The 22,921-nt window shown below is 70.3% G+C and carries 20 protein-coding genes, 2 tRNA genes and 4 pseudogenes; 6 read left to right on the top strand and 20 right to left on the bottom strand.

Translation table 11 applies throughout. The features are described from left to right. The first annotated feature begins 13 nt into the window (after positions 1–13). Positions 14–985 (top strand): alpha/beta fold hydrolase, encoded by a 972-nt coding sequence (locus QQK49_RS06745; RefSeq protein WP_284303269.1) that lies wholly within the window; start codon positions 14–16, stop codon positions 983–985. Here the strand turns inward: QQK49_RS06745 and QQK49_RS06740 are convergent. From QQK49_RS06740 to QQK49_RS23180, 7 genes and pseudogenes are all read right to left on the bottom strand, one after another. Beyond that, positions 967–1,040: transfer RNA gene (locus QQK49_RS06740), tRNA-Ile, on the bottom strand. The genes QQK49_RS06745 and QQK49_RS06740 overlap by 19 nt on opposite strands. Positions 1,041–1,084: 44 nt before the next feature. Next, a tRNA-Asn gene (locus QQK49_RS06735) sits at positions 1,085–1,157 on the bottom strand. A 115-nt stretch (positions 1,158–1,272) separates the two neighbouring features. Then, positions 1,273–1,797 (bottom strand): hypothetical protein, encoded by a 525-nt coding sequence (locus QQK49_RS06730; RefSeq protein ID WP_284303268.1) that lies wholly within the window; start codon positions 1,795–1,797, stop codon positions 1,273–1,275. Further along, entirely contained in the window at positions 1,797–3,098 is a 1,302-nt protein-coding gene (locus QQK49_RS06725; RefSeq protein ID WP_348536117.1) for a DNA primase, read from the bottom strand. Before QQK49_RS06725 ends, QQK49_RS06730 begins: the two co-directional genes overlap by 1 nt. Next, entirely contained in the window at positions 3,095–3,316 is a 222-nt protein-coding gene (locus tag QQK49_RS22665; RefSeq protein ID WP_348536116.1) for a hypothetical protein, read from the bottom strand. The genes QQK49_RS06725 and QQK49_RS22665 overlap by 4 nt, the downstream gene beginning before the upstream one ends. Before the next feature lie 146 nt (positions 3,317–3,462). Next, positions 3,463–4,743 (bottom strand): annotated as a pseudogene (locus QQK49_RS06720) (CHC2 zinc finger domain-containing protein); the annotation flags it as partial. After that, positions 4,689–4,925 (bottom strand): HD domain-containing protein, encoded by a 237-nt coding sequence (locus QQK49_RS23180; RefSeq protein ID WP_431310575.1) that lies wholly within the window; start codon positions 4,923–4,925, stop codon positions 4,689–4,691. The pseudogene QQK49_RS06720 and the gene QQK49_RS23180, both read right to left, overlap by 55 nt. Before the next feature lie 457 nt (positions 4,926–5,382). On the opposite strand from QQK49_RS23180, the gene QQK49_RS06715 reads away from it, so the two are divergent. Then, positions 5,383–6,030 (top strand): sulfurtransferase, encoded by a 648-nt coding sequence (locus QQK49_RS06715; RefSeq protein ID WP_284303267.1) that lies wholly within the window; start codon positions 5,383–5,385, stop codon positions 6,028–6,030. Between the two features lie 13 nt (positions 6,031–6,043). On the opposite strand, the pseudogene dusB reads toward QQK49_RS06715, so the two are convergent. Next, positions 6,044–7,254: pseudogene (dusB, locus tag QQK49_RS06710) on the bottom strand (tRNA dihydrouridine synthase DusB). A gap of 137 nt (positions 7,255–7,391) precedes the next feature. Between dusB and QQK49_RS06705 the strand changes: the two are divergent. After that, on the top strand, positions 7,392–7,661 hold the full coding sequence (locus tag QQK49_RS06705; RefSeq protein ID WP_284303266.1) for a hypothetical protein: 270 nt from the start codon (positions 7,392–7,394) through the stop codon (positions 7,659–7,661). Between the two features lie 184 nt (positions 7,662–7,845). On the opposite strand, the pseudogene argG reads toward QQK49_RS06705, so the two are convergent. Continuing rightward, positions 7,846–9,290: pseudogene (gene argG / locus QQK49_RS06700) on the bottom strand (argininosuccinate synthase). 188 nt (positions 9,291–9,478) lie between these two features. Between argG and QQK49_RS06695 the strand changes: the two are divergent. Both QQK49_RS06695 and QQK49_RS06690 read left to right on the top strand, forming a co-directional pair. Further along, the gene (locus tag QQK49_RS06695; RefSeq protein ID WP_284303265.1) at positions 9,479–9,664 is read left to right on the top strand and encodes a hypothetical protein; all 186 of its coding nucleotides are present in this window, start codon (positions 9,479–9,481) and stop codon (positions 9,662–9,664) included. Positions 9,665–9,724: 60 nt separating this feature from the next. After that, the gene (locus tag QQK49_RS06690; RefSeq protein ID WP_284303264.1) at positions 9,725–10,933 is read left to right on the top strand and encodes a methyl-accepting chemotaxis protein; all 1,209 of its coding nucleotides are present in this window, start codon (positions 9,725–9,727) and stop codon (positions 10,931–10,933) included. A 246-nt stretch (positions 10,934–11,179) separates the two neighbouring features. Here the strand turns inward: QQK49_RS06690 and QQK49_RS06685 are convergent, their stop codons facing one another. The 4 genes from QQK49_RS06685 to QQK49_RS06670 form a co-directional block, all read right to left on the bottom strand. Next, positions 11,180–11,968 carry an isoprenyl transferase gene (locus QQK49_RS06685; protein WP_284303263.1) on the bottom strand — a complete coding sequence of 263 codons (789 nt, stop codon included), beginning with the start codon at positions 11,966–11,968 and terminating at the stop codon, positions 11,180–11,182. 30 nt (positions 11,969–11,998) lie between these two features. Then, complete coding sequence (gene recO / locus QQK49_RS06680) at positions 11,999–12,727, bottom strand: DNA repair protein RecO (protein ID WP_284303262.1); 729 nt, start codon at positions 12,725–12,727, stop codon at positions 11,999–12,001. A gap of 82 nt (positions 12,728–12,809) precedes the next feature. Then, positions 12,810–13,760: an FAD-dependent oxidoreductase gene (locus QQK49_RS06675; protein ID WP_284303261.1), complete on the bottom strand. Its 951-nt coding sequence runs from the start codon at positions 13,758–13,760 to the stop codon at positions 12,810–12,812. Positions 13,761–13,841: 81 nt separating this feature from the next. Then, positions 13,842–14,567, bottom strand: a complete 726-nt coding sequence (locus tag QQK49_RS06670) for an LmeA family phospholipid-binding protein (protein WP_284303260.1) — start codon at positions 14,565–14,567, stop codon at positions 13,842–13,844. 87 nt (positions 14,568–14,654) lie between these two features. Here QQK49_RS06670 and QQK49_RS06665 point away from each other — a divergent pair, with 87 nt between their 5' ends. Further along, the gene (locus QQK49_RS06665) at positions 14,655–15,296 is read left to right on the top strand and encodes an alpha-ketoglutarate-dependent dioxygenase AlkB (RefSeq protein ID WP_284303259.1); all 642 of its coding nucleotides are present in this window, start codon (positions 14,655–14,657) and stop codon (positions 15,294–15,296) included. 13 nt (positions 15,297–15,309) lie between these two features. Here the strand turns inward: QQK49_RS06665 and leuA are convergent, their stop codons facing one another. The 7 genes and pseudogenes from leuA to QQK49_RS06630 all read right to left on the bottom strand — a co-directional run bounded on the left by leuA (position 15,310) and on the right by QQK49_RS06630 (position 22,904). Next, a complete protein-coding gene (gene leuA, locus QQK49_RS06660; RefSeq protein WP_284303258.1) occupies positions 15,310–17,115 on the bottom strand; it encodes a 2-isopropylmalate synthase in 1,806 nt (601 codons plus the stop codon). A gap of 42 nt (positions 17,116–17,157) precedes the next feature. Continuing rightward, positions 17,158–18,138, bottom strand: coding sequence for a hypothetical protein (locus QQK49_RS06655; protein ID WP_284303257.1), 981 nt, complete (start codon positions 18,136–18,138; stop codon positions 17,158–17,160). Positions 18,139–18,311: 173 nt separating this feature from the next. After that, positions 18,312–19,244, bottom strand: a complete 933-nt coding sequence (gene era / locus QQK49_RS06650; RefSeq protein WP_284303256.1) for a GTPase Era — start codon at positions 19,242–19,244, stop codon at positions 18,312–18,314. After that, entirely contained in the window at positions 19,241–20,569 is a 1,329-nt protein-coding gene (locus tag QQK49_RS06645) for a hemolysin family protein (protein ID WP_284303255.1), read from the bottom strand. Before QQK49_RS06645 ends, era begins: the two co-directional genes overlap by 4 nt. Next, positions 20,566–21,033 (bottom strand): rRNA maturation RNase YbeY, encoded by a 468-nt coding sequence (gene ybeY, locus QQK49_RS06640; RefSeq protein WP_284303254.1) that lies wholly within the window; start codon positions 21,031–21,033, stop codon positions 20,566–20,568. The genes QQK49_RS06645 and ybeY overlap by 4 nt, the downstream gene beginning before the upstream one ends. Next, positions 21,030–22,099, bottom strand: a pseudogene (locus tag QQK49_RS06635) (PhoH family protein). Before QQK49_RS06635 ends, ybeY begins: the two are co-directional and overlap by 4 nt. A gap of 61 nt (positions 22,100–22,160) precedes the next feature. Then, complete coding sequence (locus QQK49_RS06630; protein WP_284303253.1) at positions 22,161–22,904, bottom strand: 16S rRNA (uracil(1498)-N(3))-methyltransferase; 744 nt, start codon at positions 22,902–22,904, stop codon at positions 22,161–22,163. Positions 22,905–22,921: the final 17 nt, after the last annotated feature.

The following is a 22,921-nucleotide window of genomic DNA, read 5'->3' as shown; positions in this document are numbered from 1 at the left end:
GGAGATGTCCGAAATGCGTCAGGTCCGACCGGCGTTCGTCGAAGGGGCGAACGTGATGATCCGTGAGCACGAGGTCTCCTACCGCAACGGCGCGGTCGTCGTCCGCGACTACGGCGGCACCGGCCCGTCCGTCCTACTCGTCCACGGCCCAGGCTTCTGCGCGGCCGCCTGGGACACCGTCGCGGCGTCCCTCGGTGGCGACGTGCACGCCTACGCCATCGATCTCCCTGGTCACGGGAAGTCGACGAGCACCCCACGTACCGCCGCGGACAGCTGGGGCAGCATCCTCGCCGTCGTCCGGCAGCTGGGGCTGTCGGCCCCGCTCCTCGTCGGCCTCGGCCTGGGTTCCCACGCGTGTCTCGCGGCGTCGCTGGAGGCGCCCGGTGAGATCGCCGGCATCGTCACGTTGGGCGGCGCCTGCGTGCGCACCCAGGAGAGCGCCGAGGACGACATCGCCTTCTACGCCTCGTCCCAGTTCGCGGAGATGCTGCGGACGCGCTTCTTCTTCGGCTTCCGCGGCCACCCGACCAAGGAGGCCGAGACCCTCGTCGACCGCATGATCGCCAGGCTCGGAACCGATTGGCGTGTCGTGGGTTTCAAGGGTTTGCGGGAGGAGGTGCGGTACTCGATCAGGCCCGCACCCGACGGCGACGGCTGGGTCAACATGCCGCTGCCGTCCACGATCACGACGATGGTGTCGATGAAGGTCGGCGATCGCCACTTTCCGGATCAGTCCTTGTACCGGCGCATCGACGTCCCGGTGCTCATCGTCCAACTGGCCGACGGTCTCGATCAGGAACACGCGAGGCGGGAGCGTGACCTCGCCGTGGAACACCCGCCGGTCAGCGTGCGTGCCCTCGACGCCGGCGAGTACCCCCACTACACCCGACACAACGAGGTCGCCGCGATCATCCTCGACACCTGCGGCGTCACACCCAGACCGGCCGTGGAGGCAGACCGCAACGGTGGGCCCGGTGGGGCTTGAACCCACGACCGACGGATTATGAGTCCGCTGCTCTGACCGACTGAGCTACAGGCCCGGATGCGCTGACGGCCCCGACCTGCTGGTCGGGGCCGTCGATCGCTCCCCCGGTTGGACTCGAACCAACAACCCTCCGGTTAACAGCCGAATGCTCTGCCAGTTGAGCTACAGGGGAATGGCGCTCCGCCAATGTAGCAAAAAACGTCGTCGGCGACGAAACCGCCGGGGCGACACACCAGCAGCGACCCCACCTCGACGTATGCAAGCCTCGCCGGGCGCGTCGAGCCGGGTCAGATGCCCACCTGTTCGCGGAGTTCGGCGAGGACCTCCTCGCCCATGCGCCGCGCCTCCACGTCGTCGCGGCGCACCCGCCGATCCACCATGAGCTGGGGCACGAGCTCACCCGTGCGCAGGTCCTTGCGCACCGCCGCGCGGCCCAGGCTGCGGTCTCCGTCCATGACCGGGGCGTCGACGACGCGGCTCGCCTCGACACGGTCGCGGAACGCCTCGGCGAACCGGTACTGGTCCGCGCCGAACGTCCACTGCGTCCCACGAGACCCGTCGACCCACGTCACCGAGATGGTCCCCGTCGAGTCCTCCCAACTGCCGGCGTCGACCTCGAGCCACCGCCGTCGGGAGATGATCTCCGCGTCACGCGTGACGGTGAGCAGGTCGTGCAGCGCAGCGACGACCACCCGCCCGGTGATCGAGTCCGACGCGGCGGCCAGCACCCGATCACCGCCCGACTCCAGCGCGCGCGTGACGACCTCGGCCTCACCGGCCGGGCCCTGCTTGTTCTTCCTCCACCACGCCATCAGTCGCCCCGTCTCCTCAGATCGGCCAGTTCTCGCTGCAGTGCGTTGAGTTCGACGGCGATCTCGGTGACCCGGCCCGGATCCTGCTGCTCGGCCCGGCGCAACGAACTCGCGACGTCGGCGATCCTCGCCTGCAGCGGCGCCTCCCACATGCGGGTGAGCAGATCGTCGACGTACCGCTTGTCCGGCTCGCCGCTCTGCGGGTCGACACGCGCCTTGATCGGCTCCATCGCCAGCCGCCCCACCAACTGATCCACCGGCATCGGGCACGCATCGATGATCGCGTCGATCCAGTCCTGCGGCCGCTCGGCCGAGCCCCCGACCAGCGCGGTGAGCGTACCGACGTACACCGCACGGTGCGCCGGGGAACGGAACGCCTCCTCCTCGACCCGGTACAGGTCCTCGGGGGCGATCGAGCGCGGGAACTGGATGAGCACCTGCAGGAAGAGGTGCCCGAGCAGGACGACCGGATCACGCAGGTCCGGAGCCGGGAGCATGGTCGAGTCGACGTTCTCCGCCATGGACTCCGCGCCCGGTTCTGCGGCCCGGCGTCGAGACGGCGGCCCGCCCATCTCGGGCAGCCCCTTGGGTGCGTGGGCGACGACGTCGCGCATCTGTTCGACGTCGACACCGATCCAGCCGGCGACCGTGCGGGTGTACTCCGGCCGCAGCGCGGGATCGCGGATCTCGGCGATGATCCGGGCCACGTTCTTCATGCCCGCGACCCGCCCCTCGGCGGTGTCGAGGTCGAACCGGTCGAGCGTGGTGCGCATCGCGAACTCGAACATCGGAACGGCGTCGTCCACCAGTTGCCGCACGGCGTCGTCGCCGTTGCGCTGCCGCAGCTCGCAGGGGTCCATGCCCTCGGCGGCCACGGCGACGTAGGACTGGGAGGCCCACCGCTGGTCGAGCTCGAAGGCCTTCATCGCCGCCTTCTGACCGGCGCTGTCGCCGTCGAAGGTGAACACGGTACGGGCCCCACCCGCGGAGTCGTCTCGCAGGATGCGCCGCAACGTCGACACGTGGTCGGAGCCGAACGCCGTCCCGCACGTGGCGACCGCCGCCTCGACGCCCGCCAGATGGCACGCCATGACGTCGGTGTACCCCTCGACCACCACGGCCCGACGGCCGGTGGAGATCGCCTTCTTGGCCAGGTCGAGGCCGTAGAGCAGCCGCGTCTTCTTGTAGATCGGGGTCTCGGCGGTGTTGAGGTACTTGGCGGCGATGCGGTCGTCGTCGTGCACGCGTCGTGCGCCGAATCCGACGGTGTCGCCCGTGATGTCGCGGATCGGCCAGATCAACCGACCGCGGAACCGGTCGTAGAGTCCGCGACTGCCCTGCCCCCGAGGCCACCGAGGGTGATCTCCTCGTCGGTGAACCCCTTGGAGCGCAGGTGCCGCACGAGTTCCTCACCACCACGCGGGGCGTACCCGACCCCGAATCTCGTCGCGGCGGTGCCGTCGAATCCCCGCTCTCGCAGGAAGTCCCGCCCCACCCGCGCATCGCGTGAGTGCAACAACGCGTCGTGGTAGAACTCCTCGGCGACGCGGTGGGCCTCGACGAGACGCCCTCGCCGACCGGCGCCAGGTTCGCGCGGCCCCCGCCCTCCTCGTACCGCAACGTGACCCCGGCCGCGGCGGCCAGGCGCTCCACGGCCTCGGTGAAGGAGAGGTGATCGACCCGCTCCACGAAGGAGATGACGTCGCCGCCCTCGTTGCAGCCGAAGCAGTGCCACCGGCCCACGGCGGGGCGCACGGTGAACGACGGGGTCTTCTCGTCGTGGAAGGGACACAGACCTTTGAGGCGCCCGGCGCCGGCCCGGGTCAGCGTGACGTGCTCGCGCACGACTGCTTCGATCGACGACTTGTCCTTGACGGTCTCGACGTCCTCGGCGTTGATGCGTCCCGCCACAGGCACCTCCTTTACCGCGAGTCTAGGAGACCGCCGAACGATCCCGTCGCCCCCGCACCGACGGTGGATGCTCCGCCCTTCACACCCGTGGTGTGGACCGGCGCGTCGTGCGACCTCAGGACTCCCCGGCGGCGCACACCACTGCCGGTGCAGCAGGTGGGCGCGCACGTCGGTGAGGCTCGCGACCTGGTCGACGATCGCGCGCAACCGGCCCGCGTCGTCCTGCGCGCTGCGGTGATCGGCCAGGTGCAGCGGGTCGAGATGGGAGTCGGGGTCGGAGCGGACCACCTCGACCAGGTCGGCGAGGATGCGCTGCTCGATCTCCATGTTCGCGAGGCGTTCGGGGGTGAACATGACGAAATGGGCGGCCAGGGCCTTGAGGAGGGCGCACTCGGCCCGGGTCGGAGTGGGGACGACGAGGTCGGCGGCGTACCGCGTGAGTCGCCCGTCGCCGAAGCGCTCACGTGTCGCCTCTTCGGCGGCTCGCACGAAGCGGCCGATGAGCATGCTCGTCATGTCCTTGAGCGCGGCCAGGGCTGTGCGGCTGCCGTCGCTGCGCTCGACCATCAGCCCGGTCGCCATGAGCCTCGCGCCCGCCTCGGCGAGGTCGGACTCCTCCAGATCGCGGGCGTACAACCGGGTCGCCACGGCGAGCACCGGCTCGAGGCTGCGCGGGTCGGACAGCACCCGGAGGTCGAGCCGCCCCGCGGCCACCGCGTCCTCGACGTCGTGCACCGAGTAACCGACGTCGTCGGCCCAGTCCATGACCTGGGCCTCGAGGCATCGCCGGTCGCCGTCGACGCCCTCGCGGATCCAGGCGAACACCTCCCGGTCGTCCTCGTACGCACCGAACTTGGACGTCCCTGCCGGTCCGGTGCCGGCGATCCAGGGGTACTTCGTGGCCGCGTCCAGGCTGGCCCTCGTCAGGTTCAACCCGGCCGAACGGCCCTCGGGGCGAAAGCGTTTGGCCTCCAACCTGGTCAGCAGACGCAGGGTCTGGGCGTTTCCCTCGAAGCCACCGATCCCGGCGCACACCTTCGCGAGCACCGCCTCGCCGTTGTGCCCGAACGGGGGTGTCCCAGATCGTGGGCAAGGCAGGCCGTGTCGACCAGGTCGGCGTCGCAGCCGAGGGCCGCCCCCAGCTCCCGTCCGATCTGGGCGACCTCGAGGGAATGGGTCAACCGGTTGCGCACGAAATCGTCGCTGCTCGGGGCCATGACCTGGGTCTTCGCGCTGAGCCGCCGCAACGCGGACGAATGCAGCAATCGCGCACGGTCGCGGGCGAAGTCGGACCGGTGCGCGTTCTTTCGGGCGGGGTCCTCGGCCACCCACCTGGCCCGATCCCAGCGTTCGTATCCGGTCACGTGGGCACTGTAGAGTCCTGCCTCAACTCACGCATCGTCGGCACTCCGATTCGTGTGCGCACACGCCCCGCGGACTTCGTAAGGTCGGACTCATGGACCCTCATCCCCTGATCTCTCCGAGTGAGCTGCACGACCTGCTCAGGAGCCGGCCCGGGGAGGCCCCTCTGCTCCTCGACGTCCGCTGGTCGCTCGGCGCGGACGACGGTTACGACGCCTACCTGCAAGGACACCTGCCGGGCGCCGTGTTCGTCGACCTCAAGCGCGATCTCGCCGGTGGGTCCCGCCCCGACGGTGGCGGGGGCGTCACCCGATGCCGACCGTCGACGACTTCGAACTCGACATGGCCGAGTGCGGCGTCGACAACGACCGGGCCGTGGTCTGTTACGACGACAGCGGCTCCCTGGCCGCCGCCCGCTGCTGGTGGATGCTGCGTCACTTCGGCAAGTACGACGTGCAGGTCCTCGACGGCGGCCTCGCGCAGTGGCGCGCCCAGCGGTACCCGCTCGAGTCAGGTATCCGCCTGGTGGAGGAGGGTGACTTCTCGGTTCGTCGCGGCAACAGCCGGGTCCTCGGTGCCGACGAGGCGCGCATGTTCGCCGAGCAGGGCCTGCTGCTCGACTGCCGCCCCGCGGACCGCTACCGCGGCGAGAACGAGATCATCGACCCGGTCGTCGGCCACATCCCCGGCGCCGTCAACCTGCCTGCGCGCTCCCTCACCGACGAGAACGGCTGCTTCCTGCCCGTCGAGCAGTTGCGTCGGGTGCTCCTTGAGGCCGGTGTCGACGGCGAGCGCCCGGTGGCCACGTACTGCGGCTCCGGCGTCCAGGCCTCACACGTGTCGCTGGCGATCGCGGTCGCGGGTCTCGGCGAGGGGACGCCCGTCTACATCGGCTCGTGGTCGGACTGGATCAGCGACCCCCAGCGGCCCGTCGTCACCGGAGAGCACAGCCACTCCTGACGCACCGGCGTGATCAGCCGCCGGAGACCGAGAGTTCGGCCTGCGCGACGATGCGGGCCGACTCCCCGTGAGTTCGCGGGTGGTCAACCACCCTTCGGGCAGCGCGACCTGTCGCGGCGACCCGGCCCGGCCTCGCGGCCCCTCGGCGGGGGCACCCGGCCACGGCGCGTCGGCGGGCAGCGAGGCGACGAGGGCGTCGATGTCGTCCAGGGCGTCGACGAGGGCCAGCCGGTGCCGGATGTCGTGGCCGGCGGGAAATCCCTTGAGGTACCAGGCGATGTGCTTGCGGATGTCGCGGCAGGCGCGGTTCTCGTCGCCGTCGTAGAACTCCGTGAGGTAGCCGGCGTGACGGCGCAGCGTCGCTCCGACCTCCCCGAGGGCGGGGCAGGTGCGGGCGTCGCCCCCGGAGAAGGCCGACACCAGGTCGGCGAACAGCCACGGCCGCCCGAGGCATCCGCGTCCGACGACGACACCGTCGCATCCCGTGCGGCGGATCATGTCGAGCGCGTCCTCGGCGGACCAGATGTCTCCGTTGCCCAGGACCGGCACGTCCGGGAGTGTCTCGCGCAGTCGCGCGATCGCGTCCCAGTCGGCCTGCCCGGAGTAGGACTGCGACGCCGTCCGCCCGTGGAGGGCGACCGCGGCCACGCCGCAGTCCCGGGCGATGCGACCCGCGTCGAGGTAGGTCAGGTGGTCGTCGTCGATGCCCTTGCGCATCTTGACGGTGACCGGGACGTCGTAGGGCGCGGCCTCGGCGACCGCACCGGCGACGATCCCCCGGAACAGGTCCGTCTTCCACGGCAGGGCGGAACCGCCGCCCTTGCGCGTCACCTTGGGCACCGGGCACCCGAAGTTGAGGTCGATGTGGTCGGCGCGGTCCTCGGTCACGAGCAGCCGCACCGCCGCCCGCACCGTCGCGGGGTCCACGCCGTACAACTGCACGCTGCGGGGATTCTCGTCCTCGTCGTGCCGGATGAGCCGCATCGACTCCGGCGTCCGCTCCACCAGCGCCCGGGAGGTGATCATCTCGCTGACGTACAGGCAGCGCCCCGCATCACCGACGCCCGCAGCCTCACCGAACTCACGACAGAGCCGCCGGAAGGCGCGGTTGGTGATCCCGGCCATCGGCGCGAGGACGACAGGTGTGGGTACCGTCACGGACCCCAGCTGCAACGGCGGCAGCACGGCCCGCGTCGCGACGACAGGTGCGGTGATCGTGGTCATGATCGACCATTCTCCCACGGGCGCTTCATGCCGCTGCACCGTCGCCGACGCCCTCGGCGGGGCACCGGGCTCGCTCGAGGAGCAGGGTTCGCCACTGCGGCCGCCGGCCCGGCGGCCGCCCCCATTAGGCTGGCCCGGTGACCGATCCCACGACTCGCGAGACCCTCATCAATCACCTGTTCAGGGTGCCCGCCAAGGTGACTGCTGCGGTGTTGGTCGCCGCGATCGTCGTCGGTCTCGTCGTGGGTGGGCCGGTGGGGATGGTCCTGCTGGGCGCGGCGATCCTGGTGCTGGCGGGCATGCTCGCCCTCATGTGGCCGGACATCCCCGCCACCGAACGCCTCCTGCGACTGGCCGTGCTGGTCCTCGTGACCGCCGCGGCGGTAGTCCGACTAGCCCCCAGCTGAGCCGAGGCCCGACCACCTCGGGTCCCCTGACCTGCCACACGACCCGAAATCCCGGATCTGTCGACGAAGTCACATATCCGGGATTTCGCCGCGCAACCCGCGAGCGAAGCGAGCTTGGGTTGTGCGGAACATCAGGTCGCCGCGGCGAGCCGCGACCACGCAGTTCTCCGGCCGAAGGCCGGCGTCAGTCATTCCCCGCTTCCATGGCGGCGAGGTCGAGGGCGAGTTCTTCGGCGTCGGGTTTGACGGAGGTGGCGATCTCGGTGGCGCCGCCGGGTTCGAGGGCGCCGACGAGGTGGGTGGAGGCGCGGCCGATCTGGTGTTCTTCTTCGACGGTGCCGAGCATGCCCATGCCGACGTACTGTTCGAGGCGGCTGCGGGAGTCGGCGATGTCGAGGTTGCGCATGGTGAGTTGGCCGATGCGGTCGGTGGGTCCGAAGGCGGCGCCCTGGGTGCGTTCCATGGACAGCTTGTCGGGGTGGTAGCTGAAGTTCTCACCCTGGGTGTCGAGGATGGAGTAGTCGTCGCCGCGGCGCAGGCGCAGGGTCACCGTGCCGGTGACGGAGGTGCTGACCCACCGCTGCAGGGACTCCCGGAGCATGAGGGACTGCGGCTCGAGCCAACGACCTTCGTACAGCAGCCGGCCGAGGCGGCGGCCCTGGGTGTGGTAGCTGGCGAGGGTGTCCTCGTTCTGGATGGCGTTGAGGAGCCGTTCGTAGGCGATGAACAGCAGCATCATGCCGGGGGCTTCGTAGATGCCGCGGCTCTTGGCCTCGATGACGCGGTTCTCGATCTGGTCGGCCATGCCGAGCCCGTGGCGTCCGCCGATGCGGTTGGCCTCGAAGACGAGGGCGACGGGGTCCTGTTCGTACCGCACGCCGTTGATGGCGACGGGCCGGCCGTACTCGAAGGAGACGCTGACCTCTTCGGTGGCGATGTCGACCTCGGGGTCCCAGAACCGGACACCCATGATGGGGTCGACGATCTCGATGCCGGTGTCGAGGTGCTCGAGGGACTTCGCCTCGTGGGTCGCGCCCCAGATGTTGGCGTCGGTGGAGTACGCCTTCTCCTTGCTGTCGCGGTAGGGCAGGTCGCGTTCGGAGAGCCACTGGCTCATCTCGGTGCGTCCGCCGAGCTGGGAGACGAAGTCCTCGTCGAGCCATGGCTTGTAGATGCGCAGGCGTGGGTTGGTGAGCAGCCCGTACCGGTAGAACCGCTCGATGTCGTTGCCCTTGAACGTGGAGCCGTCGCCCCAGATCTGGACGTCGTCCTCCATCATCGCCCGGATGAGCAGGGTGCCGGTGACGGCGCGACCGAGGGGGTGGTGTTGAAGTAGGTCTTGCCGCCCGAACGCAGGTGGAAGGCGCCGCAGGCGAGGGCGACGAACCCCTCCTCGACCAGGGCTCGTCGGCAGTCGACCATGCGCGCGATCTCGGCGCCGTACTGCTTGGCACGGTCGGGGACGGAGGCGATGTCGGACTCGTCGTACTGACCGAGGTCGGCGGTGTACGTGCACGGGATGGCGCCGTTCTCGCGCATCCAGGCCACGGCCACCGAGGTGTCGAGACCGCCTGAGAAGGCGATGCCGACCTTGTCGCCGGAGGGGAGGCTGGTGAGGACCTTAGACATGGCCTCACCCTATGCACGCCGATGCATGATCATGCATCGAGTCCGAATGGCGGACGCCATTCCCGGACTCTTCCGGGCATTCATCGGACGATTCGCCACCCCGGAAAGCTCCCCGGTCCGGGGGATTCGCCGATGAGGAGGTGCACCGTCGTGCCGGGCATTCTCCCGGCGACACCCGAAAGGTTGACATGGACCAGCTCATCACTCAGAGCGGTAGCCGGAACGACGACCTCGTCGACTCCACGCCCTCCCGCCGCGGTCTCGGAATCCGCGGAAAGATCTTGGCGGTCGGAGCCGTCGGCCTCATCGGGGCACTCCTCATCGGGCTGTGGTCCGGCTTCGCGATGTCCACCGCCAAGGACCGCTTCGTCTAGTCCAACGAGCTGCAGAAGGCCTCCGACGCCGTCGCCACGTTCCAGTACAACGTCGCCGACATGTCCGCCTGGCAGCTCGCCTACGGCTGGGACACGCGCCTGCAGCCGCCCCAGGCCGCGGTGCAGCAGGGCGACGAGATGTACGACCACTACCTCGCCGTCATCGGCGCGGGTGACAAGCTGCGCACCTCCGTCCAGGAGCGGCTCGCCACGAGCGCCACCGACGTCCAGGGCGACGCCGACCGCACCATCTGGATCATCCTCGGCATCGCCACGCTGGCCTCCCTCGCCATCGCCGCGCTGGCCCTACTCACCGCCCGGAGCATCCTGCGTTCGGTGCGCGAGGTGCGGGAGTCGCTGCTGGCCATGGGCCGTGGCGACCTCACGGTCGAGGCCAAGCAGACGACGAACGACGAGATCGGCGAGATCACCCAGGCCGCCGAGGCGAGCCGGGCTGCGATGCGCCGGGTCCTCGGCTCGGTCGGCGAGGCGACGAACCACGTCGAGAGCTCCGCCGGCGCCGTGCGGGACATCTCCGACCGGATGCGGACCGAGGCGCAGGAGGGCGTCACGCGCGCCAAGAACATCCACGACGACGCCGACGAGATGTCGCGCAACGTCCAGACCGTCTCGGCCGGTACCGAGGAGATGACCGCCAGCATTCGCGAGATCGCCAAGAGCGCCAACGACGCCGCCGGGGTCGCCGCCTCGGCCGTGCAGGTCGCCGACCGCACCAACTCCACCGTGGCCAAGCTCGGTGAGTCCAGCCTCGAGATCGGCAACGTCGTCAAGACGATCACGAGCATCGCCGAGCAGACCAACCTCCTGGCCCTCAACGCGACCATCGAGGCCGCTCGTGCGGGCGAGGCCGGCAAGGGCTTCGCCGTCGTCGCCAACGAAGTGAAAGACCTCGCTCAGGAGACCTCCAAGGCCACCGAGGACATCGCCCACCGCGTCGACGCCATCCAGGCCGACACCGAGGCCGCCGTGGCCGCCATCAGCGAGATCTCCTCGATCATCGCCCAGATCAACGACACCCAGAGCACGATCGCCTCGGCCGTCGAGGAGCAGACAGCCACGACCAACGAGATGGGTCGCAACGTCGAGGACGTCGCCTCCCGCGCGGATCGGATCGCCCGCACCATCGCCCTGTCCGTCGAGGGGTACACCACGACGCAGCGCTCCAGCGAGGACGCGAACTCCTCCGCCCACGGCGTGTCCCAGCGCGCCGAGGACCTGCGGGCGTTGGTCGCGGACTTCCACTACTGAGTCACAGATCTGCGGTGGGGCCGCGTCGTCGACGCGGCCCCACCGCAGTTCTGTGCGCGCTCAGTCCTCGTCGAACCCGCTGACGTTCCGCTTCCAGTACCCGGTGACGAGATGGTCGAGCCAGGACTGGGCGTTCTGGTCGGCGCCGCGGGCCCAGCGACGCAGCGGGCGCAGCATCCCGGCCTCACGGGGATCACGTCCTGGTTCGATCAGGGCAACGGAGACCGACAGCAGGTAGGGCTGGCCCTACTCGGCGGACGTGGCGGCGTCGACGGCGCCCCCGTAGCGACGGTCGCGCCGCGCGTAGGTCTCGATCGCCTGCCACAGGTGTCGGCGGTCGAAGTCGGGCCAGAGGGTGTCGAGGAAGACCATCTCGGCATAGGCGCTCTGCCACAGCAGGAAGTTGCTGGTGCGTTGCTCGCCCGAACTGCGCACGAACAGGTCCACGTCGGGCATGCCGGGTTCGGGCATGTACCGGGCGACCGTCGACTCGTCGACCGACCCCGGCTTGAGCCGCCCGGCCGCGACGTCCTCGGCGATGGCCCGCGCCGCGTCGCCGATCTCGGCCCGACCGCCGTAGTTGACGCAGAAGTACAGCGTGAGACGGTCGTTGTCCCGGGTCATGTCCTGGGCGATCTCGAGTTCGTCGATGACCGAGCGCCACAACCGCGGGCGCCGGCCGACCCACCGCATCCGCACGCCCCAGGCGTTCAGTTGATCCCGGCGGCGCCGGATGACGTCGCGGTTGAAGCCCATGAGGAACTTCACCTCGGCCGGCGACCGCTTCCAGTTCTCCGTCGAGAACGCGTACGCCGAGAGGTTCTTCACCCCCGCCTCGATCGCTCCGGCGACGACGTCGAGGAGCGCGCCCTCCCCGGCCTCATGACCCTTGGTGCGCGCCAGCCCGCGCTGGTTGGCCCACCGCCCGTTGCCGTCCATGACGATCGCCACGTGCCGGGGGATCACCGCCGCCGGGATCTGCGGCGGCGTGGCGCCGGTGGGGTGGGGGAACGGGTCCTCATACGTGCTCGACACCCGCCGAGCCTAACGCCCACGCGCGCCCGGTCAGGTGCGCTCCACCAGGCGCAGCGAACGCACACCCCGCTCGAGGTGCCACTGCAGGAACGCCGTCACCAGACCACTGCCCTCGCGCCGATGCTGCGGTTCGCTGGCGTCGGCCAGGGCCCAATCGCCCTCGAGCAGCGCCCCGAGGAGGACGAACGTCGCGGGCGCGGGCGCGACCGAACCGGGGGCCCGGCAGCTCGGGCACACGCAGCCGCCGGAGGCGAGGTTGAACGCGCGGTGGGGTCCGGCCTCACCGCACCGGGCGCAGTCGCGAAAGCTCGGCGCCCAGCCGGCGGTGGCCACGGCCCGCAACAGGTAGGCGTCGAGCACGAGACCGGGATCGTGATCGCGCGCAGCCAGACTCGCGAGCGCGCCCGCGAGCAGCGTGAACTGCGAGGAGCCGGAATCCTGCCCCTCGGTCAGTCGCTCCGCGGTCTCCAGCATGGCCACCATGGAGGTCCACGCCACGTAGTCGTGCGTGATCTGTTCGCCGTAGGGCGCGAGGACGTCGACCTGCGTCACCGTGTCGAGGCTGCGCCCCTCGTAGAGCTGCGCGTCGATGACCATGCCCGGTTCGAGGCGGGCACCGAACTTGCTGCGGGTGCGCCGCACGCCCTTGCCCACGGCGCGCACGAGTCCGCGACCACGGGTCAGCAGGGTGATGATGCGGTCGGCCTCCCCCAGCTTCTGGGTCCGCAGCACGATGGCGGCGTCGCGATAGAGGGGCACCCCGCCATTGTGCCCCCTGCCCGGCGGCGCTCGCGCGAGCCACGCAGCACCGGGCGCGGGTGGCGCCGGCCCGTGAGCGCGCTCAGCCGCCGACCAGCGTGACGACCTCGTCGGCGCATCCCCACGAGAGGGTCATCCCCGCGCCACCGTGGCCGTAACAGTGCACGACCCGGACGCCGTCGAGGTGCTCCTCCTCCAGCCGCACCTGCGGGCGCGCCGGCCGCAACCCGACCCGGTGTCCCACGATCTCGGCGCGGCGGAGCCGATCGGCCGTCGCGGGGTCGCCGGTGCGCAGCAGCAGGTCGTGGGCACGGTCGAGGAGCCCGCGAGCGCGATCCTTCTCGGGCTGGGTGGACCACTCCCCTTCCTCCGCCGTCCCGCCGACGACCACGGTCCGCTCCCGAGGCACGACGTAGGTCGGGACGGAGTCCTCCAGCGACCACTGCTCCAGCCCGAACTGCTCGACGAGCACCACCTGGCCCCGCAACGGTGTGACGGAGGAGTCGTCGGCCAGACGCCGGGCGCCGAGACCGGAGGCGTTGACGACGACCCCCTTCTCCGGCCGCGGGAGATGCCCGAGGGCCATGCGGGTGACGGTGCCGCCGAGCTCGTCCACCCGCGCGCGCAGCCACGGCAGGTAGACCGACATGTCGGCCACCGGCGTGGTGAACCGCCACCCGGAGACGTACGGCGAAGGCACGTCGGTGAGCCGCGCGAACTCGCGGACGGCACCGGTCCACCCCGGGACGACCGCGTCGTGGCCGAGCAGTTCCACGCCCCTGCGCATCCTCACCCCGGCGCTCGTGTTCTCCTCGGCGATGCGGGCGAAGGCCTCGAAGGCCGCACCGCCCCAGGCGGCGACGCGCGCCTCCGGGGCCGCCCGATAGGGGTACCAGAGCGCGGCCGAGACGGCGGAGGTGGTCTCCTCGGGAAGATCACGCGCGAGGATGTCGACCTCGTGCCCCGCCTCCAGAAGGCGTACCGCGCACGTCAGACCGATGACTCCCGCGCCTACGACGATGACCCGTTCCATGGGCACAGTCTTACCCGAACCGCCTCGGCGCGTGGCTCGCACGCTCCCTCGGCGCGCAGGGGTGATGGACCGCCGAGGCGCTCAGGGGCGGATCGTCACGTCGTCCCCGGTGGCCCGCACTCGAAACCCCTCGTCGATGACCTCGACCCCGGTGAGCGTCATCCCCGGCGGGAGCCCGGGTACCGGCCTGCTGATCGGGGGCAGACGTTCGATGGCACCGTCGAGAGCCCCGGCGCCGGTAACTCTGGCGAGGTCGATGACGATGCGGTCGCCCTCGCCGCGGACCTGCGCGTCGCCCGAGACCTCCATCGTGCGTCCGAGGACGGAGACCTGCATGGCCGCGCGCACCAGGCCGTCCCCCGCGGGCGACAGCCGGAGTCCGTCACCCACCTGCTGCTCGACGGAGGCGTAGGTGACGACACCGTCGACCTCGAGGTGGGCGAAACGCATCGCGCCGTCCGCGGTGGTGCGCGCACCCGTGGCCTGGACACGCACGTCGCGCAGGTCGAGGCCCTGAGTGACCAGCCGTTCGCTCGCCAGATCGATCTCGGGGAGCCACGCGTCCTCACCGGCGAGGTCGCCGGGCGGCGACGCGGACGGGTCCTCGGGGGCCGCTGAGGGGGTGACCGGTGCGGTCGTCGGCGCCACGACCGGCGGCTCCGAACCCTCGCCCCGGAAGAAGAAGACCGCCCAGACCGCCCCGACGAGCACCGCCACGAGAGCCACAGCTCCGATGACGGCCAGTGCTCGCACCAGGCAGCCCTGAGATCCACCGCGCGCGGCGCTGACCTCCTGCGGACTCCTCACTCCACCACTATCCCATCCCGGAACCGGCGGCCGGACGACGCGACCGCACCCTTCTCCGGACCGTACGCATGTGCGAGACTCGTACACATGTACACCCAGGGGTCGTTGCTCGACGATATCGAGGAGATCGGTCTGCGGTCGTTGTCGGCGAACCGGCGCACCCCGCTGAGCGACGGGGCGTGGGTCGACGTCCGCCCGGGGTGGATGACCGGCGCCGACGAGGTGTTCGCCGCACTGCGCGAGTCCGTGCCGTGGCAGGCCGAACGCCGGCGGATGTACGACCGCGAGGTCGACACCCCACGCCTCCTCCGGTTCTACGGCGAGCACGAACCGCTGCCCCACCCGATCCTGGGGGCCGCCCGCACCGAGCTCGACCGCCATTACGCGGCCGAGCTCGGCGAACGGTTCACCACCGCGGGCCTGTGCCTGTACCGCGACGGCCGCGACTCCGTGGCCTGGCACGGCGACACCTTCGGACGCTCGGCGACGCAGGACACGATGGTCGCCATCGTCTCCCTCGGCGCGCCACGCCCGCTGCTCCTGCGACCCACCTCCGAGACGGCCCGGCGCGAGCACACGGGCGGCACGCTGCGGTTCGTCGTCGGCCACGGCGACCTCGTCGTCATGGGCGGCTCCTGCCAACGCACCTGGCAGCACGCGGTGCCCAAGGTCTCCGGCGCGCTCGGACCCCGGATCAGCGTGCAGTTCCGCCCGCACGACGTGCGGTGACCTGCAGCGGCGGTCAGGGACCTCCGCCGGGACGACTGATCCGCGTCTCGGTGTCGACGGGCATCGCGGCGCGGTCGCGCTCGGCCCGGTTGACGGCCGAGAGGATCGCCGAGATCGAGGCGCGCACGATCGAGTTGTGCACGCCGACGCCCCACAGGACCCGCTCACCGATGGCGCACTCGACGTAGGCGGCCGCCCGTGAGTCCTCACCGGAGGTCATCGCGTGCTCGGCGTAGTCGAGCACCCGCACGTCGATGCCGTGCCTCGACAGACCCTCGATGAACGCGGCGATGGGCCCGTTACCCGTACCCTCGATCTCCACCTCACGGTCACCGTCGAGCACCGTCGCCCAGATGTGGTCGCGGCCGTCGGACTCGCTCACGCTGCGCGCGCTCAGCGGCGTGAACCGACCCCAGGCCTTCTCGGCCTCACCGGTGCCCGGCAGGTACTCGTCGCTGAAGACCTCCCACAGGGCACCCGCACCGAGCTCGCCGCCCTCGGTGTCGGTGCGCTTCTGCACGACCCCCGAGAGCTCGATCTGCAGACGCCGCGGCAGGTCGAGCTGGTGCTCGTTGCGCATGAGGTAGGCGACGCCACCCTTGCCGGACTGGCTGTTGACCCGCACCACCGCTTCGTAGGAGCGGCCCAGGTCGTGCGGGTCGATGGGCAGATACGGTACGCCCCAGACGAGTTCGTCGATCGGCCTGCCCGTCTCGCGGCTCTGACGATCCATGTCGTCGAAGCCCTTCTTGATGGCGTCCTGATGCGAGCCGGAGAACGCCGTGAAGACGAGGTCTCCGCCGTAGGGGTGACGCTCGTGCACGGGCAACTGGTTGCAGTGCTCCACCGTGCGGCGGATCTCGTCGATGTTCGAGAAGTCGATCATCGGGTCGACGCCCTGACCGAACAGGTTGAGGCCCAGCGTGACCAGGCAGACGTTGCCCGTGCGCTCCCCGTTGCCGAACAGGCATCCCTCGATGCGGTCGGCGCCGGCCATGTAGCCCAGCTCGGCCGCGGCCACGCCGGTGCCACGGTCGTTGTGCGGGTGCAGCGACACGATCATCGAGTCGCGCCGCGTCAGGTGCCGGCACATCCACTCGATCGAGTCGGCGTAGACGTTGGGCGTGGCCATCTCCACCGTCGCCGGCAGGTTGATGATCATCGGGTCGTCCGGGGTGGGCTCGAAGACCTCGGCCACCTCGTTGCACACCCGCACGGCGAACTCGAGCTCGGTGCCCGTGAACGACTCCGGCGAGTACTCGTAGGTGATGTGCGTCTCGGGGATCGCCTCCTCGAGCTTCTTGCACAACTTGGCGCCCTGGACGGCGATGTCGAGGATCCCGTCCTGGTCCTTGTCGAAGACGACCCGACGCTGCAGCACCGACGTCGAGTTGTACAGGTGCACGATCGCCTGCTTGGACCCCGCGATGGCGTCGTAGGTGCGCTCGATCAGGTGGTCACGGGCCTGGGTGAGGACCTGGATCGTCACGTCGTCGGGGATGTGCCCCTCGTCGATGAGCAGGCGACAGAAGTCGAAGTCGGTCTGGCTCGCGCTCGGGAACCCGACCTCGATCTCCTTGTACCCCATGCGCACGAGCAGCTGGAACATGCGCAGCTTGCGCTCGGCGTTCATGGGATCGATCAGCGCCTGGTTGCCGTCACGCAGGTCGACGGCACACCAGCGGGGTGCCTTCGTGATCTTCTGGTGCGGCCAGGTGCGGTCGGGCAGGTCGATGGGGATCTGCTCGTGGAAGGGGACGTACTTGCCGATCGGCATGCCCGAGGGCTTCTGGTTGTCCTGGGCGTAGAAGGCTTTCATCTAGGGGCTCCTGGTCTCTTCGTCTCGTCGCGGCTGAAGGTGTCAGGCCCGGCAGCGCAGCACTCCGCGACGGGGAAGGCCTGTCAGGAGGCCCCGCCGCGGCGACGAAGGAGAAGCTCGACCGGTCGAGGGCCGAGGATCACGCAAGACATGTCGACGATCATAACCACGGGTGCAGGCGGCGATGTGACCGGGGCCACGAAACGCCGATAGCCCCCGGATCAGGCCCGCGTCGCCCTGAGCTCCGGCGGGCAGGGTGTACTGCCCCTCGACCACGTCGTAGTCGATCGCGCTGCGGGCATCGGTGACGAACTCCGGACCGGTCACGCCGAACGGGGCGATGGCCTCCAGCAACATCTCGTAGACGGCGCCGAACCGGACACTCGCCTCGTCGCCGGCCGTGAACCGCGCTCTGACGATGCGGATGGACGGGGTGGGTTCGGTGCTGGGCGGACGCAGCTCACCCGCCTCGTCGAAGGAGCGTAGGCACAGCGGTCGTCCGGGGATCTGATCGCTCAGCGAGAGGCCCATGTCGATGGGGCCGGTGTACCCGAGCATCTGGGCCGTGAGGGTTCCGATGACCCCGAGGTCGAGACACGCCGCCTCCACGTCGGTCACGAGGACGTCGGCCGGCCGGCCACGCTCGCGACCCAGGTTGCCCGTCCGCGTCATCCCGAGGGCGACGAAACCCGCCGCCCCGAAGCCGACCATGACCTCGAGGAAGTCGCCGCCGTCGGAGTCCTTGTGCCGGAAGGTCATCGTGACGATGTCCTTGGCCAGCAGCGTCGCGTCGGCATCCGCCACGTAGTTGAGGGCACCGGTGGGGAACAGCCCCTGCTCCCGGGCCCATCCGAAGACGGCGCCGATGGTGTTCAGGTCCGGCACGGGGTGGTCGAGGGGGAGGTCGGACAGGTGCGCGACCCCGACGATCCAGGCACGCCGGTCCACGTCGAGCAGAGTGAGCGCCTCGTCGAGGGAGGCCTCGAGCAGATCCTTGGTCTGCGTGCCATGGCCAGCGTTCACGTGAAGGTCCTTCCGTCGTCGCCGTGACGGCCCGCCGAGCAGGTGTGCCCGGCCCGTCACGAAGCCTCGCAGCAGCTGCGTGGTGTCCGCATTCTTCACCTGCGCGGCTCGACTCACAGTCAACACGCCGCCCAGGCGCACCACAAGACACCCAAGTTCACAACTGCAGGCGTTCAGAAACCGAGACGACCCAGTTGTTTCGGATCCCGTTGCCAGTCCTTGGCAACCTTGACGTGCAGGTCCAGGTACACGCGTTGCGCAAGGAGCTTCTCGATGCCGGCGCGCGCCCGCGTGCCGACCTCGCGCAGTCGTGAGCCGCCGCGGCCGATGACGATGGCCTTCTGGCTGTCGCGCTCGACGAACACGTGCACCCGGACGTCCATCAGCGGGTCGTCCTCGGGCCGTCCCTCCCGCGGGACCATCTCCTCCACGACCACGGCCAGGCTGTGCGGCAGCTCGTCGCGCACCCCTTCGAGCGCCGCCTCACGGACGAGCTCGGCGATCATGACCATCTGCGGTTCGTCGGTGAGGACCCCGTCGGGGTACAGCTTGGGTGAGATGGGCAGCGCCGCGGTGAGCTCGGAGGCGACCACGTCGACCTGGTCTCCCCGGGTGGCCGAGCAGGGCACGATCGAGGCCCACTCCCCCAGCCGGTCGATGGCCAGGAGGTGCTCGGCGAGGCGCTGCTTGTCCACCAGGTCGCTCTTGGTGGCGATGGCGACGACGGGGGTGCGGCGCGCCCGACCCAGATCGATGAGCTCCCGCGCGATGAAGGTGTCGCCGGGGCCGACGCGCTGGTCGGCCGGGAGGCAGAACCCGACGACGTCGACATCGAGAAGGGTCTCGCGGACGAGGTCGTTGAGGCGTTGCCCGAGCAGGGTGCGCGGTTTGTGCAGTCCCGGGGTGTCGACGAGGATCAGCTGAGCGTGCTCGGTCGTGCGGATCCCGCGGATCGTGTGCCGCGTGGTCTGCGGCTTGCTCGAGGTGATCGCGACCTTGTCGCCCACGAGGGCGTTCGTCAACGTCGACTTGCCGGCGTTGGGCCGGCCCACCAAGCAGGCGAATCCCGCGCGGAACACCGCATCCGGTGTCGTGGGCTCGCTCATGCGGTCTCCTGCCGTTGCTGTTCGTCGTCGTGTCGGTCCGTGCTCGCGCCCTCGTCGCCGGGCGTCTCGTTCTCGGTGTCGGCGCGGGTCACGATGACGCTCGCGAGGCGGTGGCGGCGCCCGGCCATCCGCTCGGCGGTCATGGTGAGCCCGTCGACGGTGGCGCTCGACCCGAGGATGGGCACCCGCCCGAGGGCCTTGGTCAGCAGGCCGCCGACGGTGTCGACGTCGTCGTCGTCGAGTTCGAGGCCGAACAACTCGCCGAGGTCGTCGACGTGCATCGTGGCCGGGACGCGGATCGTGCCGTCCTCCAGCTCTTCGACACCCGGGACCTCCGCGTCGTATTCGTCGGAGATCTCGCCGACGATCTCCTCGAGCACGTCCTCGATGGTGACCAGCCCGGCCGTGCCGCCGTACTCGTCGACGACGACGGCGATGTGGATGGACTGCGCCTGCATCTCCCGCAGCAGTGCGTCGACGGGTTTGCTCTCGGGGACGAACGTGACCGGTCGCATGACCGACTCCACGTCGGAGAGGGCGGTGCGGGGATTCTCGTGCGTCCTCGCGACGACGTCCTTGAAGTAGAGGATGCCGACGGGGTCGTCCGCGCCCTCGCCCACCACGGGCAGTCGGGAGAACCCGCTGCGCAGGAACAGGGACATCGCCTGCCGCAGCGACTTGTCCTTGTCGATGCTGATCATGTCGGGGCGCGGGACCATGACCTCGCGGGTCACGGTGTCGCCCAGTTCGAAGACGGAGTGGATCATCTCGCGCTCGTCGGCCTCGATGACGCGGGTCTCACCGGCGATGTCGACGAGGTCGCGCAGCTCCGCCTCGGAGGCGAAGGGGCCGTCGCGGTAGCCCTTGCCCGGGGTGACGGCGTTGCCGATGACGATGAGCAGGTAGGCCACCGGTCCGAGGACGCGACGCAGCAGGACGAGCCCGGGCGCGGCCCGCAGCGCGATCGTCTCGGCGTGCTGGCGGCCGAGCGTGCGTGGGCTGACCCCCACGATGACGAAGGACGCCAGGACCATGACCCCGATCGCCGCCAGCATCGGCTGCCCGACGCCCGACATGTGCTGCACGAAGATGACGGTGATGAGGACGGCGGCCGTCGTCTCGGCGGCGACCCGCACGAATGTGGCGACGGCGACGTACCCCGAGGTGTCTCCGATGATCTTGACCAGGGATGTGGCGCCGTGCCGTCCCGCCTCGAGGCAGTCCGCGGCCGCCGAGTGGGAGACACGGGAGATGGCCGCCTCGGCCGCGGCGAGGAGGAAGGCGATGACGAGGCAGGCGGCGAATCCGGCTCCGAGCGCGCTCACGTGCTGGGCCGCCCCCGCCCCGCGAGATAGGTGAGCAGCAGGGTGCGCTGCCGCTCGAACATGTCCTTCTCCTCCTCGGGTTCGGCGTGGTCGAAGCCGAGCAGGTGCAGGATGCCGTGGGTGACGAGGAGCAGCAGCTCTTCGGCCGTGGTGTGTCCGGCGCCGACGGCCTGCCGTTCGGCCACCTGGGGGCACACGACGACGTCGCCGAGGACCCCTTCGAGGCTGGTGCCGCCCTCGCTCCCGGGACGCAACTCGTCCATGGGAAAGCTCATCACGTCGGTCGGACCCGGCAGGTCCATCCACTTGACGTGCAGCACCTCCATGGCGGCCTCGTCGACGCAGGTGATGCACAGCTCGGCACGCGGGTGCACCCGCATCTCGGTCATGACGTAGCGGGCGCAGTCGAGCAGTTCTTCGGTGTCGACCTCGAGCCCGGACTCGTTGAGGACCTCGATACTCATGCGCGGTCCTTTCGGGGTCCGGCGGTGGGGGACGATGCCCGGTGGCTCTCGTCCCACCGGCCGTAGGCGTCGACGATGGCGCCGACCAGCCGGTGACGCACGACGTCCTCGCTGGTGAGGTACGAGAAGTGGATGTCGTCGACCCCGGTGAGGATGTCCTGCACCACCCGCAGCCCCGACTGGGTGCCACCGGGCAGGTCGACCTGCGTGACGTCACCGGTGACGACGATGGTGCTGCCGAATCCGAGGCGCGTGAGGAACATCTTCATCTGCTCGGCGGAGGTGTTCTGCGCCTCGTCGAGGATGATGAACGCATCGTTCAGCGTGCGGCCCCGCATGTAGGCCAGGGGCGCGACCTCGACCGTGCCGGTGGCCATGAGGCGCGGGATGGAGTCGGGGTCGACCATGTCGTGCAGCGCGTCGTAGAGGGGGCGCAGGTAGGGGTCGATCTTGTCGGTGAGGGTGCCGGGCAGGAACCCGAGCCGCTCTCCGCCTCGACGGCGGGGCGCGTCAGGATGATGCGGTTGACCTCCTTGGCCTGCAAGGCCGCGACGGCCTTGGCCATGGCCAGGTAGGTCTTGCCGGTGCCGGCCGGGCCGATGCCGAACACGATGGTGTGCCGGTCGATCGCGTCGACGTACCGCTTCTGCCCGAGGGTCTTGGGCCGGATGGCCCGACCGCGCGAGGACAAAATGTTCTGGGTGAGGACTTCAGCCGGGCGTTCGCGGGTGCGCGCGGCGAGCATCCGGATGGAACGCTCCACGGCGTCGCGGCCGATCGGTTGCCCGGCGCCCGCGATGACCAACAGCTCGTCGAAGAGTTCTTCGGCGAGATCGACGTCGGCGGTCGATCCCGCCAGCCGGATCTCGTTGCCCCGCACGTGCACCTCCAGCCTGGGCAGCGCGCGTTCGATCGTCGTGAGGAGCTGATCGTGCGGCCCCAGCAGGGCGACCATCGACGTCCCGGAGGGGATGACGATGGTGCGGGTGGCGTCGTGCTCCCCGGCGGGGGCGGCGATCTCGGTGGGCGGGGATGTGGCGCGTCGGCCGGTGGGGTTCTCGGTCATGTCACCGTCGAGTGTAGGCGCCGCCACCGACAGACGTCGTGAGCGCCGCGGCGTGCGCGGCTCACCGCCACCGCGAGACGGCGTTGAGGACGGCCAGCGCCGCGGGTCCGGCGCTGGAGGACCGCAGCACCGTGGGGCCGAGGCGGACCTGCCGGGCTCCGGCGGCCGAGAACGCCTCCAGCTCACCGGGGCTGATGCCACCCTCGGGTCCGACGACGACGAGGACGTCCCCGTCTGCGGGCAGCTCCAGACCGGCGAGCGGCTCCTCGGCGTCCTCGTGCAGCACGACGGTGAGGGCCGACGCGCGGACGAGGTCGGCGAGCCCCGCCGAGGACACCGGGCCCTCGACGCTCGGCACGGTCGCGCGGCGCGCCTGCTTGGCGGCCGCCGCCGCCACCGAGCCCCACTTGGCCAGGGACTTCTCGGCACGCTCGCCACGCCAGCGCACGATGCACCGGTCGGCCTGCCAGGCGAGGACACCGTCCACGCCCAACTCCGTCGCCGCTTCGACGGCCTGCTCGTCACGTCCGCCCTTGGCGAGGGCCTGGACGAGGACGAGGCGCGGACCGGCGACAGCGCCCTCCCGCACGTCGACGATCTCCAACCTCAACTCCCCCGACCCCACCTCACGCACGCGCGCGGTCGCCAGGAGCCCAGAACCGTCGGCGACGAGGATCTCCTCGCCGACACCCGTCCGCTTGACGGTCGCCGCGTGGTGACCCTCGGCGCCGCCGAGCGTCACCGTCGACCCCGTCGTCAGCTCGCCCAGCGTCCCGGGCGGCAGGCGGAACAGGTGGGCGGTCACGGCGACGGACGGCCCCG

This window comes from Mobilicoccus caccae (assembly GCF_030161635.1).
GTDB lineage: Bacteria > Actinomycetota > Actinomycetes > Actinomycetales > Dermatophilaceae > Mobilicoccus > Mobilicoccus caccae.
Note: the sequence above shows the minus strand (reverse complement) of the source record. Positions and strands in the feature narration are given on the sequence as shown.

Excerpts from the sequence above, each read along its gene's own strand:
- QQK49_RS06745 (WP_284303269.1), top strand. The coding sequence starts at position 14 with ATGCGTCAGGTCCGACCGGCGTTCGTCGAAGGGGCGAACGTGATGATC.
- QQK49_RS06730 (WP_284303268.1), bottom strand. The coding sequence starts at position 1,797 with ATGGCGTGGTGGAGGAAGAACAAGCAGGGCCCGGCCGGTGAGGCCGAG.
- QQK49_RS23180 (WP_431310575.1), bottom strand. The coding sequence starts at position 4,925 with ATGGCCCCGAGCAGCGACGATTTCGTGCGCAACCGGTTGACCCATTCC.
- QQK49_RS06715 (WP_284303267.1), top strand. The coding sequence starts at position 5,383 with ATGCCGACCGTCGACGACTTCGAACTCGACATGGCCGAGTGCGGCGTC.
- QQK49_RS06695 (WP_284303265.1), top strand. The coding sequence starts at position 9,479 with ATGGACCAGCTCATCACTCAGAGCGGTAGCCGGAACGACGACCTCGTC.
- QQK49_RS06690 (WP_284303264.1), top strand. The coding sequence starts at position 9,725 with ATGTCCGCCTGGCAGCTCGCCTACGGCTGGGACACGCGCCTGCAGCCG.
- QQK49_RS06675 (WP_284303261.1), bottom strand. The coding sequence starts at position 13,760 with ATGGAACGGGTCATCGTCGTAGGCGCGGGAGTCATCGGTCTGACGTGC.
- QQK49_RS06665 (WP_284303259.1), top strand. The coding sequence starts at position 14,655 with ATGTACACCCAGGGGTCGTTGCTCGACGATATCGAGGAGATCGGTCTG.
- leuA (WP_284303258.1), bottom strand. The coding sequence starts at position 17,115 with ATGAAAGCCTTCTACGCCCAGGACAACCAGAAGCCCTCGGGCATGCCG.
- era (WP_284303256.1), bottom strand. The coding sequence starts at position 19,244 with ATGAGCGAGCCCACGACACCGGATGCGGTGTTCCGCGCGGGATTCGCC.
- ybeY (WP_284303254.1), bottom strand. The coding sequence starts at position 21,033 with ATGAGTATCGAGGTCCTCAACGAGTCCGGGCTCGAGGTCGACACCGAA.